Origin of the sequence: Subtercola boreus (assembly GCF_006716115.1) — a bacterium.
Lineage (GTDB): Bacteria > Actinomycetota > Actinomycetes > Actinomycetales > Microbacteriaceae > Subtercola > Subtercola boreus.
In genome coordinates, this window is sequence record NZ_VFOO01000001.1 from 2009256 (window position 1) to 2021856 (window position 12601).

The window sequence follows — 12601 nt, forward strand, 5'->3', positions numbered from 1 at the left end:
GACCGGTGGCTTCGCCCTCGACGACCGGAGCGCCCCCGGCCAGGTGGCCTTCGCCACGGTCAGCGAACGGCCCATCAGCGTGGAGTGGTGCGTCGACAACGTCACCACCGACTCCGCCGGCGCCGTCGTCATGTTCAGCGGCATCGTGCGCGACCATGACGACGGGCGCGGGGTCTCACGGCTGAGCTACTCCGGGCATCCGACGGCCGGGGAGGTCATGCGCCAGGTCGCAGACGACGTCGCGGCCGCGCACCCCGGCGCGAGGCTCGCCGTCGCCCACCGGGTCGGCGATCTGGGAATCGGTGACACAGCTCTCGCCTGCGCCGTCTCCGCAGCGCACCGCGGAACAGCGTTCGCGGCCTGCGCCGCCCTGGTCGACGAGGTGAAGGCGCGCGTCCCGATCTGGAAGGAACAGTTCTTCACCGACGGCACCGCCGAGTGGGTGGGCTCCATCGGCTGACGCCCCGCCGGCCCCTGCCCGCTCCCCATGCAACGCGGCGCGGTTTACACGTTCGTCATCTTTCTGCTGTTCACTGGCAGAGGCCCGCGCTACGCTGGGCCGGTCCCGCCCGCGTCCCCTCGCGGACCGGGTGTGTCGCACCAGCAGAAGGGCCCGCGTGGATCTCAACACCGTCGCAGAAGTGATCCCGGCCCGCACCCGGGCAGACCTCACCGCCCTCGGCCCGACCGTCGCCCCGCTGGCCGGCGGCTCCGCACTCTACGGCGAGCCGCAGCATCACCTCACCGCCATCGTCGACCTGCTCACGATGGGGTGGCCTGCCCTCACCGTCACCCCTGCCGGTCTCGAGATCGCGGCCACCTGCACCCTCGCCGAACTCTCCCGCTTCCCCGCCCAGCCCGGCTGGGCCGCCCACCACGCCTTCTTCGACTGCTGCACCGCCCTCTACGGCTCCTTCAAGGTCTGGAACGTCGCCACGGTCGGCGGCAACCTCTCCGCAGCTCTCCCCGCCGGCCCGATGACCTCCCTCACCGCCGCTCTCGACGGAGAAGCTCTCGTCTGGCGCGCCGACGGCAGTGACGAACGGATGCCCGTCACCCGCTTCATCACCGGCAACAAGACGACCGTGCTGGAGCCCGGCGACGTTCTGCGGTCCATCTCGATCCCCCAGGAGTCTTTGCTCTCGCGCGTCGCGTACCGCAAGATCGCCCTGTCGCCGCTCGGGCGCTCAGGTGCCGTGCTGCTCGGGCGGCTCTCCCCCGGCGGCGCGTTCGTGCTCACGGTCTCGGGCGGAACGGTTCGCCCCATCCAGCTGCGGTACGAGAGCCGACCAGCCGCCGTGACCCTGCGAGACGACGTGCTCGCCATCACCGAATGGTTCACGGATGCGCACGGTGCCGCCGACTGGCGCCGTGCCGTGAGTGCGGTGCTGGCCGAGGAGATCCGCGAGGAGCTCGCATGAACACCGCCGACGATCCACGAGGAGCTGTCATGAAGTTCGACGTCAACGGCGAGACTCTCGAAGTCACGCCCCGCGCCGGCCAGTCCCTCCGCACCCTGCTGCGTGACGCCGAGCACTTCGAGGTCAAGAAGGGCTGCGACACCGGCGACTGCGGCGCGTGCTCGGTGCTCGTCGACGGCACACCGGTCCACTCCTGCGTCTTCCCCGCCCATCGCGCCACCGGCCGTGCCATCACGACGGTCGCCGGCCTCGGCACGCCCGACGACCTCCACCCGGTGCAGCAGCGCTTCGTCGATGCGGCCGGTTTCCAGTGCGGCTTCTGCACCGCCGGTATGGTCGTCACCGCCTCCACCCTCACAGACGCCGACCCCGCCGACCTTCCCCGCCTGATGAAGGGCAACCTCTGCCGCTGCACCGGCTACCGCGCGATCAACGATGCGCTGCACGGTGTGTCGAACATCGCCAGGCCCGGGTGCGCGGGTCGCACGGCCGGGGCGGGCTCCCTCGCAGCATCCGGAACCGGCTGCGCCGGCCACGACGGCTCCGGATGCCCGGCCGTCCCCGCGCGCACCGCCCCCGCCGACGAGGCGGCTGCCGCGTCGCCCCTCACCTCCGCCGCCACCTCGGCAGCCGAGCTCGCCACCGTCACCGCCCCCGGCACCTCCCCCGAGCCGGTCACCGGCGCGACCACCCTGCTCACCGAGACCGCCGACCCGACCACGGCTGCCGGCACGGACGCCCCCACCGACACCGGGCGCCGGGCCCCCACCCCGGTCATCCGTTCGGTCGGCACCTCTGTGCGCGCCCCCGCCGGCGCGAACATCGTCACCGGGCGCGAACGCTACACCCTCGACGTCGCCATACCCGGCCTGCTGCACCTCGTCGTGCTGCGGAGCCCGCACGCGCATGCCCGCATCACCTCGATCGACACGACGGCTGCCGCAGCGCTGGAGGGCGTCGCCGCCGTGTTCACGCACGAGAACGTGCCGCACACCCTCTTCTCCACAGCCCGCCACCAGAACCGTACGGAGGATCCCGACGACACGCTCATCCTCGACAGCGTCGTGCGGTTCCGCGGCCAACGGGTGGCCGTCGTCGTCGCCGAGTCGATCGGCATCGCCGAGGAGGCCTGCCGCCTGCTCGACGTGACCTACGACGTACTGCCGGCGAACTTCGACCCGGCGCGCGCGCAGGAGCCGGGCATCCCGGCCCTCCACGGCGACAAGGATGCGACGTTCTCCCGCATCGCCGACCCGAACCGCAACCTCGTCGCCCAGATGCACGGAGAGTACGGTGACCTCGCCACAGGCCTGGCAGACGCCGACGTCACCGTCAGCGGAACCTGGCAGACCGCCCGCATCTCGGCAAGCGCCCTGGAGACGCACGGCACCGTCGGCTGGCTCGACGACGACCAACGCCTGGTGCTCCGCACGAGTTCGCAGGTGCCGTTCCTCGTGCAGACGGAGATCGCCCGCATCTTCGACCTCGAACTCGATGCCGTGCGCGTGTTCACCACCCGGGTGGGCGGCGGTTTCGGCGGCAAGCAGGAGATCCAGACCGAAGACCTCGTGACCCTCTCCGTGCTCGCCACCGGGCGGCCCGTGCAGTACGAGATGACGCGCACCGACGAACTCACCGTCGTACCCTGCCGCCACCCGATGCGCACCAGCGTCACCCTCGGCGCGACCCGCGACGGCCGGCTCACCGCGATGCACGTCGAGGTGCTGAGCGACACCGGAGCCTACGGGAACCACGGCCCCGGCACGATGTTCCACGGCTGCGCCGAGTCGGTCAGCCTCTACAACTCTCCCAACAAACGGGTCGATGCCGAGGCCGTCTACACGAACAACATGCCGTCGGGAGCGTTCCGAGGGTACGGTCTCGGCCAGGTGATCTTCGGCGTCGAATCGGCGATGGATGATCTCGCCATCGCCCTCGGCATGAACCCGTTCGACCTCCGTCGCCTCAACGCGGTCGGGCCCGACGACCCGCTCGTGATCACCCACGTCGAAGGCGACGACCTCGTCTTCGGTGGAAGCTACGGACTCGACCAGGTGCTCGATCTCGCCCAGGCGGCTCTCGAGCGGGGGAACGGCGTGCCTGCCCCCGAAGGCGACGAATGGAAGGTCGGCGAGGGCATGGCCACCGCGATGATCGCCACGATCCCGCCGCGCGGCCACTTCTCCGAAGCCTCCGTCACCCTCGGGCCGGACGGCGTCTATACCCTGAGCGTCGGCACGGCCGAGTTCGGCAACGGCACCACGACGGTGCACTCGCAGCTCGCCGCGACCGCGCTGAACACGGAGCCGGGGCTGCTGGTCATCCGCCAGTCCGACACCGACGTGGTGCCCTACGACACGGGAGCGTTCGGCTCGGCCGGCACCGTCGTCGCCGGAAAGGCGGTGCTCGCGGCAGCAACAGGGCTCGCGCTGAAGCTCCGCGAATCCGCTGCTGCCCTCACGGGCATCCCGGTCGACGAGTGGATGCTCGGAGCCGAGGGCCTCAGCGCCGGCGACCGTTTTGTGCCGCTCACCGAGGTGGCCGCGTTCGCCGCGCCCGCAGCTTCAGCCCCGGCCTCGCCCGACGTCGTCTCGATGCCGGGCGGCCGGGCCCGGGTCGTCGCGACGCCCGACGGCATCACCGCCACCGGCGAGCACGACGGTGCCCAGCGCTCACTCGCCTTCAACGTGCATGCGTTCCGCGTGGCCGTGAACACCGATACCGGCGAGATCCGGATCCTGCAGTCCATCCAGGGCGCCGATGCCGGCTTCGTCATCAACCCGGAGCAGTGCCGCGGCCAGGTCGAGGGCGGCGTTGCACAGGGCCTCGGCACCGCGATGTTCGAGGAGCTGATCATCGGCGACGACGGTGTGGTGCTCACGTCGGTGCTCCGCAACTATCACCTGCCGTCCCTGGCGGACCTTCCGGTCACCGAGGTCTACTTCGCCGAGACGAGCGACGGCCTCGGCCCGTTCGGTGCGAAGTCGATGAGCGAGTCGCCCTACAACCCCGTGCCGGCCGCTCTGGCGAACGCCGTGCGCGACGCCATCGGCGTGCGCCCCCACGAACTGCCGATCTCGCGCGACCGCGTCTGGCGGCTCCTGCACGGCTGAGCGCCGCGCCTCTCGGGCGCACGCCGGAATCGGCCGAACGGCCCGCGGGTCGCCTATCCGACTTCGACGATGACGTTCCCGCCCTCAGCCACCACCTCGGAATAGAAGCGGATCAACGAGTCCAGGCGCTCGAGGTACAGGGGCAGCGCGTCGCTGATGGCTCGGTCTGACCAGCCCGAGACGGGATAGATCCCGGCGCGACGGAAGAGGTGCGGCTCGAACGCTTGGCTGAGACGGGATGGTTCGACAGCGCTCAAGGCCGAGAGCACGGTTGGCAGCGACTGCCGAGAAGTCGCGGCCACCCAGTTCACTCCGCCGCCCCAGAGCCGTTCCGCGCCGACGATCCCCTCGCTGAGAGCCGAGCCAGCCGGTAGAGCACCGCGCGCAGAGGTGCCGGAGAGAAGGAAGTGCAGTCCGTCCCACGACGTGGAGAGATGCAGTTCAGGCGCATGGTCGATTTCCGAGAGGGCGAAGACGCGCTCCGTCAGCTCATCTTCCGCGAGGCCGCGGATCTCAGTGAGGATGTCGTCCCGCACCGCGGTATAGATTGCGTCCAAAGGCACGAGACTCGCTCACTCTCTCTCGAATATGACCTTATCTCATCCTGTCTAGACTCGGACGTCTTTCGACCTTGATATGCCGGTCGCGGCATGTGTGGGGGCAGAGCGGTGGATGGGGCCGCTCAGAGTGCGGAGATGCGACCCCGAGCCGGCGTTCCGCACCGCCACGATCTCGGCCAGGATCGACACCGCCGTCTCCTCGGGTGTGCTCGCTCCGATGTCGAGCCCGATCGGCGAGTGCAGCCGCGCCAGCGAGTCCCGGGGCACGAGTTCGGTGAGAGCATCCAGCCGCCGGTCGTGCGTGCGGCGCGAACCCATCGCGCCGACATAGGCCAGCGGCAACCCCAGCGCCACCTGCAGCAGGGGGATGTCGAACTTGTCGTCGTGCGTGAGCACCACGACGGCCGTGCGGGAATCGGTATCGGTGCGCGCGAGGTAGTCGGCGGGCCATTCGACGATGACCTCGTCCGCGGCCGGGAAGCGTTCCGCCGTCGCGAACACCGGGCGAGCGTCGCAGATCGTCACCCGGTAGCCCAGCAGCACCGCTGCGTTCGCGAGTGCGGCGGAGAAGTCGACCGCGCCGAAGACGATCATCCGCGGCTTCACCGACGCCACCACGAAGAGTGCCTCGATCGGGCCATCCTCGCAGTCGACCACGGCCAGCCCCGGGCGCCCGGCACCGATGCGGGCCGCAAGCTCAGCCAGCAGCCGCCGCGCGCTGTCAGCACTGAGCCCCGGCACCGCAGCGAGCTCGCTGCCCCCGGCCAACACAGTGCCGAGCGCCCGGCCCCCGGTCACGAGCACGACCCCCGCGGTCTGTCCGGCCGCCGCGGCCTCCAACTCCGCGTGCAGCGCTGCCGCCTCCGCCCCGCCCGCACCGCTCGTCACACCGACCGTCACCCCGGTGACGCCCCCATCGCCCGCAGGCCCGAGCCGCTGCACGATGACCTCGATCCGCCCGCCGCACGCCAACCCCACCGCGAACGCGTCGTCGTCGCTGTACCCGAATTCGTGCGTGACAGCGACGCCAGACTCGAGCACCTCCTGGCAGGCCTCGTACACGGCGCCTTCGACGCAGCCGCCCGAGATGCTGCCGATGACCGAGCCCCGGGCATCCACCGCCATCGCCGTGCCGAGCGTGCGCGGAGCGCTCCCGTTGATGCGCGTGACCGTCGCCACGGCGACCGACTCACCACGGTCGAGACGTTCGAGCAGCGCTTCGGCGAGTTCGAGCATCCGTTCTCCTTCCGTGCGGAGCGAGTGGGGTAACAGGCGGGCGGCGAGACGTGCGCGTCATCAGCACGACACAAAATGATGTTAGAACTCATTCATGCTCACCGTTCACCACGCCCGTGCCATCCTCATCGACGACGAAACCGAATCCTCCGGTGACCTGTTCCTGCAGAACGGTGTCGTCTCGGCTCCGGATGCCCGCCACGACGGTCCCGACGACGAGACGTTCGACACCCTCGACGCCTCCGGATGTGTCGTCACCCCCGGTCTCGTGAACGCCCACCACCACCTGCTGCAGACCGCCTTCCGCACCCTCCCGGGTACTCGAGGAGTGCCGATGGCGTCGTGGCTGCCGACGATGGCAGCGGCGTATGCGCGCGCAGGCATAGATCCCGAACTGGAGTATGCCGCCGCCCACGCCGGCCTCGCCGAGAGTCTGCTCAGCGGCGTGACGACCGTCGCCGACCATCATCTGAACTGGCCGGGAGGACCGGGGAACACCGACATCGACCTGACCGTCGGCATCGCGCGTGCCGCCGCGAGCGCTGCCGCCGACCTCGGCGCACGGCTGGTCTTCGTGCGCGGCTCTGCGCGGGACGACCCCGAGCAGGCGGCTCAGTCCGCGGACGCGATCGCCGAAGCGCTGGTGCCGAACGCGGCCGGCGGCGTTCGGAGCGACGGCCTGCTGCAGGTGGCCGTCGGCCCCGCCGGAGTGCACAGCGACAGCCCGGAGACGTTCCGGCTGCTCGGTGAGGTCGCGGCCCGCCGGGGTCTCCGCCGGCGCAGCCAGGCGAATGAGCAGGTCGACGTGGCCATCGCCCTCGAGAAGTACGGCCGTCGACCCATCGACCTGCTCGACGAGTGGGGCTGGCTCGCTCCCGACGTGACACTCGCGCACCTCTGCGCGGTGACCGACGACGAGATCGCGCGCCTGGCTGCGAGCGGGGTGACGGCGACGCACTCCCCGGCCTGCGACCTTCCGATGGGCTGGGGTATCGCTCCGGTGGCGGCTCTCCGGGGAGCCGGTCTCGCTGTCGGCCTCGGCACGAGCGGAGGCGGCAGCAACGACGCCTCGAACCTGCTCGCCGACGCCCGGCTGGCGATGCAGATCGCCCCGCTCGTGGGCGCGCCGATTCCCGCCCGCCAGGTGCTCGGCATGGCCACGAAGGGCTCGGCGCTGGGTCTCGGCCGGCCCGAGCTCGGCTCCCTGGCCCCGGGGGACGCGGCGGATCTCTGCGTCTGGGACGTCTCGGGCGTCGCCGACGCGGCCGTCGCAGACCCCATCGCGGGCCTGCTCTGGGCGAACCCGGGCCGGAAGCCCCGGCATGTCGTCGTCGCCGGCCGCGTGGTCGTGCGCGACTACCGGCTGGTGGCGCACGACGAGCGCGTCATCGCGGCCGACCTCAAGGCGTTGCTCGCCACCCGCCACGCCCGCTGACGCCCGCTGACCGCCGCCCCGCGGCCCCTAAAGCTCCAGCACCAGCTTCGCGCACGCCGCCCGCGACACGCAGATCATCATCACCTCGTTGTCGGCCTGCTCCTCCGGCGTGAGCACGGAGTCGCGGTGGTCCACCTCGCCCGAGACCACGGGCGTCTCGCAGGTACCGCAGGTGCCCTCCCGGCACGACGACAGCACAAGCACCCCGGCCTCTTCGACCACATCGAGAATGCTCCGCTCCGGCGGCACCGTCAGGGTCATCCCCGAGTACTCGAGTTCGACCTCGAACGCGTCGGCCAGAACCGGAGCGCCGGTCTCCTTCGCCTCGAAGCGTTCCTGATGGAGCTGCCCCGCCGGCCATCCGAGACCCGCTGCCAGCGTCGTCGCCGCATCGAGCAGCCGGGCCGGCCCGCAGCAGTACACGAGCGTTCCGGCCGGAGCGGCAGCGAACAGCTCGTCGAGTGCCAGCCTCTCCCCTGCCTCGCTCGAATACACCGTCACCTGCTCCGGATGCTCGCCGCGAAGCTCGCGAACGAAAGCCATCGAGCCCTCCGACCGGCCCGCGTAGGCCAGCGACCACGTCGCACCCGCCAGGGCTGCCGCACGGATCATCGGCAGCAGCGGCGTGATCCCGATCCCGCCCGCGACGAAGGTGTAGTGCGTCGCCGCTTCGAAGGCGAAGTGGTTCAACGGCCCGCGGACCCGCAGCATCTCACCGACGGCAAGCAACGCGTGCACGAACTCCGACCCGCCGCGCCCCGCGCTCTCGCGGAGCACCGCGACCTGCCAGGCGCTCCGGTCGGCCGGGTCTGAACACAGCGAGTACTGTCGTTCGACGCCGTTCGGCAGCAGCAGGTCGATGTGCGCCCCGGGAGTCCATTCCGGCAGGTCTCCACCACCCGCCGGAGCGAGCGTCAGCAGCACGATGTCGTCTGCCACGCTCCGCCGGTCGGTGACGACAACATCGAGGGAGGGAAGGGGATGAACGTTCACGCGGGCTCTTTCTGAAAACGCTGCTTCACGACCAACAGCCGGTAGGCCCCCCGGTCTGCCGATCGCCAGCGGTGGAGCGTGCCCCCCTCGAAGTACACCGAGTCGCCGGGGCCGAGCAGGAATTCGCCGTCACCGGAGAGATCGACCATGACTCTACCCTCGATCACCGTGACGAATTCGTCTTCGGCGTGGTGGTAGTAGTCGCCGAACACCCGGTTCGCGCCCGTGAACTCCATCGGCTGGAACCGTGCGCGCGCGCCCACCAGCAACCGGGCCTGCCCTTCAGCGTAGGGCCCGGTCGTGCCTTCCCCTGCGCGCACGACTTCGGCACGACGCGGCAGCCGCATCGGCGGCACCCGGGCTCCGGCGGTCACCGTGACGGCCCCCCAGAGCAGCTCCGGACCGTCCTCTCCGAGGTCGGCGGCGCCCGCCAGCAGGTCGAGCTGACTGGTCTCGAGCGCCCGGGCGATCCGCTCCAGTGAGGCCATGCTCGGCCGGGCGTGCCCGCGTTCCAGCTGGGAGAGGAACGGGTGCGAGAGTTTGGCGAGCCGGGCGAGTTCGACGAGCGTGAGCGCTTTCGAGAGCCGGGCGGCACGGATGGCCGCGCCCAGCTGTCTGGTCTGAGGATCGAGGGCCTCGGTGACGGGTGTCATTCGGGCCTCCTTCCGACGCCTCTGCAGAGACAGTAGCCGCCTGCGACCCGGTAACGACAACCGGCAGACCCGGTATTTATCAAGGCGAAATGCTCGTGTTACACGTTGGAAACGAGGCATACGTAAGTTCGTACATGTTGAACACATCAACATCCGTGTGCCGTCAGGAGCCCGTACAGCCGTGAATACTCTTCCTCTGAGGGTCACTCTGCTGCAGAACGCGACCCTGCCGGGCGGTTCCACCTGCGACGTGCTCCTGGATGGCGACACCGTCGCCGCGGTCTCACCGGCCTTTTCGCTGGCGACGCAGCCGGGCGCTGTCACTCTCGACCTCTCCGGCTTCCTCCTGCTGACCGCCCCGGCCGATCCGCACGCCCACCTCGACAAGGCGCTCTCCTGGGATGCGATCAACCCGCCGATGGGTGATCTCGTCTCCGCGATCCTGGCCTGGCGCGCCTACGCTGCCACGATGTCGACCGAGAGCATCGCGGCCCGCGCGAAAGCCGCCGCGCTGCTCATGCTCCGCCAGGGCACGACCGCCGTCCGGAGCCACGTCGACATCCTGCTGGGTGACGAACCGCTCCGCGGTGTGCGCGCCCTCGTGCAGGTGCGCGAAGAACTCCGCGGCCTGATGGACATCGAACTCGTCGCCCTCGCCGGCTCCGACGTGCCCGACGCCGACATCGAAGCCGCCATCGACCTCGGCGTCGACCTCGTCGGCGGTTCCCCCCACCTCGCGCTCGACCCGAGCGCCGACCTCCAGCGCCTCCTGCGCCTCGCAGAACGCAAGGGCGTCGGTGTCGACATCCACACCGATGAGAACCTGACCGGCGCACTCACCCTCGCCGAGTTCGCAGAGGGCGTGCGCGACTGGCCCGCGGATCGCAACCGCAGCGCCGGGCACTGTGTGCGGCTCGGCACGCTGGCTCCGGATGCCCTCGCCGACGTTCTCGACGAGGTGGAGGCCTCGAACGTGGGCATCATTGCCAACCCCATCACGAACCTCTATCTGCAGGGCTGGGACCACCCGGTCTCGACACCCCGCGGCCTGACCGCCGCCCGCGCCGTGCTCGACCGGGGCGGCATCCGGTTCGCCGCCGGCGCCGACAACGTTCGCGACCCTTTCAACCCCGTGGGCCGGAGCGACGCGCTCGAGACCGCCTCCCTGCTCGTGATCGCCGGCCACCTGACGCTCGACGAGGCCTACACCGCCGTCAGCGACGGTGCCCGAGAGGTCATGGCGCTCCCGGTCGCCGGTGTCGCGGTCGGCGCGCGTGCCGAGTTCCTCGCCGTGCGCGCCACGAACCTCTCCGACGCTGTCGCCAACGCGTCCGCCAACCGTTACGTGATCCATGCCGGCACCCTCGTCGCCCAGAGCACGGTGAGCTACAACGTCGCCGAGCCCACGCCCGCACACCACCCGTCACTACTGGAAACGAGGTAGCTGCCATGACTGTCACAGCCCCCGCACCACACGCTCCCACCGCAGAGAAATCGGACACCCTGCTCGACTTCTCCAACGTCGAAATGACGTTCCCCGACGGCACCATCGCCCTGCAGGGTGTCGACCTCCAGGTCAAGCGCGGCGAGTTCGTCACCGTCGTCGGCCCCTCGGGCTGCGGCAAGTCGACTCTGCTCCGGATCGCCTCCGGCCTTGAGACCGCCTCGGACGGCACCGCCACCCTCGGCACCGACCGCATCGGCTACGTCTTCCAGGATGCGACCCTGCTGCCCTGGCGGAACGTCACGGCGAACGTGGAACTCCTCGCAGAACTCCATGGCGAGAGCAAGAAGGACCGGGCGGCCAAGGCGAAGGACGCGATCGACCTCGTCGGTCTCTCGGGCTTCGAGAAGCACCTGCCGAAGGCGCTCTCCGGTGGAATGAAGATGCGCGCGAGTCTTGCCCGCTCCCTCACTCTCGACCCCGAGCTCTTCCTCTTCGACGAACCCTTCGGCGCGCTCGACGAGATCACCCGTGAACGCCTGAACGACGAACTCATCCGGCTCTTCAACGCCAAGCACTTCGCCGGACTGTTCATCACGCACTCTGTCTCGGAGGCCGTGTACATGTCGACCAAGGTCGTCGTCATGTCGGGCCGCCCGGGCAAGATCGTCGAGACGTTCGACGTACCCTTCCCCCAGCCTCGGGATCCCGAGATTCGCTTCACCCCCGAATACGCCGCGCTCGTCGGCGAGGTCGCCCACGCGCTCCGGAAGGGACACGGCCACTCATGACCACCATCTCGAACGAAACCACCGTGACCGACGGCACCGACACCCTCGAGGCCCACCCGACTCCGGGCCTCCCGGTCACGGCGACCCTCGCGAAGCCGAAGGGCAAGAAGCGCCGCACGACCTGGCTGCCGCCGCTGCTGGTCTTTCTCGCGATCGTGGTCGTCTGGTACCTGATCAGCCTGTTCGTGCTGAACCCGAACCTGCGGTTCCTGCTCCCTTTGCCGCAGGACATCGTGCTGAAGGGCTTCATCGACCCGCTCTCCTTCAACGCGCTGGTCGTGGCGCTCTGGCAGACCGTCATCGTCTCGATGCTGGGCCTCGCCATCGCCATCGTCATCGGTGTGATCTGGGCCGTCGCGATGTCGCAGGCGAAGTGGATCGAGCGCTCGCTCTTCCCCTACGCGGTCATCCTGCAGTGCATTCCGATCCTGGCGCTCGTTCCGCTGATCGGTTTCTGGTTCGGCTACGAGTTCCAGTCCCGCGTGTTGGTGTGCGTGATGATCGCCCTCTTCCCGATGGTGAACAACACCCTGTTCGGGCTGCAGTCGGTCGACAAGGGCCACAAAGAGCTGTTCAAGCTCCAGGGCGCGAGCCGCATGACCACCCTCCTGAAGCTCTCGTTCCCGGCCGCCCTCCCGGCGATCTTCGCCGGTATGCGCATCTCGGCCGGCCTTGCTGTGGTCGGTGCGATCGTCGGCGACCAGTTCTTCCGGCGCGGAACTCCGGGCCTCGGCATCCTGATCAGCAACTACAGTTCCCGGCTCCAGGGCGAGCAGCTCTTCGCCACCATCATCACCGCGGCTCTCTTCGGCGTTCTCGTCTTCTGGCTCTTCGGCCTGATCGGCCGCCGCGCCGTCGGCAAGTGGTACGACTTCAGCTGACGTCGAACCCTGTTCCGGATGCCCGTTCCCCCCGCGCATCCGTCCACAACTGTCCCACCGCACCACCCGCACAG

11 protein-coding genes are annotated in these 12601 nt (G+C 69.8%); 7 read left to right on the forward strand and 4 right to left on the reverse strand.

Annotated elements, in window-relative coordinates; genetic code table 11:
• The first annotated feature begins 43 nt into the window (after positions 1 to 43).
• From FB464_RS09375 to FB464_RS09385, 3 genes are all read left to right on the forward strand, one after another.
• The gene (locus FB464_RS09375; protein ID WP_116414102.1) at positions 44 to 460 is read left to right on the forward strand and encodes a molybdenum cofactor biosynthesis protein MoaE; all 417 of its coding nucleotides are present in this window, start codon (positions 44 to 46) and stop codon (positions 458 to 460) included.
• 157 nt (positions 461 to 617) lie between these two features.
• Positions 618 to 1421 (forward strand): FAD binding domain-containing protein, encoded by an 804-nt coding sequence (locus FB464_RS09380; RefSeq protein WP_116414101.1) that lies wholly within the window; start codon positions 618 to 620, stop codon positions 1419 to 1421.
• Between the two features lie 29 nt (positions 1422 to 1450).
• Positions 1451 to 4534 carry a molybdopterin cofactor-binding domain-containing protein gene (locus FB464_RS09385; protein WP_116416483.1) on the forward strand — a complete coding sequence of 1028 codons (3084 nt, stop codon included), beginning with the start codon at positions 1451 to 1453 and terminating at the stop codon, positions 4532 to 4534.
• Positions 4535 to 4587: 53 nt separating this feature from the next.
• Here FB464_RS09385 and FB464_RS09390 read toward each other — a convergent pair whose 3' ends face one another.
• Both FB464_RS09390 and FB464_RS09395 read right to left on the reverse strand, forming a co-directional pair.
• Positions 4588 to 5091: a DUF1877 family protein gene (locus FB464_RS09390; protein WP_170151874.1), complete on the reverse strand. Its 504-nt coding sequence runs from the start codon at positions 5089 to 5091 to the stop codon at positions 4588 to 4590.
• A 51-nt stretch (positions 5092 to 5142) separates the two neighbouring features.
• Positions 5143 to 6330, reverse strand: coding sequence for an XdhC family protein (locus FB464_RS09395; protein ID WP_116414099.1), 1188 nt, complete (start codon positions 6328 to 6330; stop codon positions 5143 to 5145).
• Between the two features lie 94 nt (positions 6331 to 6424).
• On the opposite strand from FB464_RS09395, the gene FB464_RS09400 reads away from it, so the two are divergent.
• The gene (locus FB464_RS09400) at positions 6425 to 7765 is read left to right on the forward strand and encodes an amidohydrolase family protein (protein ID WP_116414098.1); all 1341 of its coding nucleotides are present in this window, start codon (positions 6425 to 6427) and stop codon (positions 7763 to 7765) included.
• Between the two features lie 27 nt (positions 7766 to 7792).
• Here the strand turns inward: FB464_RS09400 and FB464_RS09405 are convergent, their stop codons facing one another.
• Positions 7793 to 8758 (reverse strand): PDR/VanB family oxidoreductase, encoded by a 966-nt coding sequence (locus tag FB464_RS09405; protein ID WP_116414097.1) that lies wholly within the window; start codon positions 8756 to 8758, stop codon positions 7793 to 7795.
• Positions 8755 to 9411: a cupin domain-containing protein gene (locus FB464_RS09410; protein WP_116414096.1), complete on the reverse strand. Its 657-nt coding sequence runs from the start codon at positions 9409 to 9411 to the stop codon at positions 8755 to 8757. The genes FB464_RS09405 and FB464_RS09410 overlap by 4 nt, the downstream gene beginning before the upstream one ends.
• Positions 9412 to 9592: 181 nt before the next feature.
• On the opposite strand from FB464_RS09410, the gene FB464_RS09415 reads away from it, so the two are divergent.
• Genes FB464_RS09415 through FB464_RS09425 form a run of 3 tightly spaced genes read left to right on the forward strand, consistent with a single transcriptional unit; the run spans position 9593 to position 12527 of the window.
• Complete coding sequence (locus tag FB464_RS09415; protein WP_116414095.1) at positions 9593 to 10855, forward strand: amidohydrolase family protein; 1263 nt, start codon at positions 9593 to 9595, stop codon at positions 10853 to 10855.
• 5 nt (positions 10856 to 10860) lie between these two features.
• A complete protein-coding gene (locus FB464_RS09420; protein ID WP_116414094.1) occupies positions 10861 to 11646 on the forward strand; it encodes an ABC transporter ATP-binding protein in 786 nt (261 codons plus the stop codon).
• Positions 11643 to 12527 carry an ABC transporter permease gene (locus tag FB464_RS09425; protein WP_116414093.1) on the forward strand — a complete coding sequence of 295 codons (885 nt, stop codon included), beginning with the start codon at positions 11643 to 11645 and terminating at the stop codon, positions 12525 to 12527. The genes FB464_RS09420 and FB464_RS09425 overlap by 4 nt, the downstream gene beginning before the upstream one ends.
• The last annotated feature ends 74 nt before the right edge of the window (positions 12528 to 12601 follow it).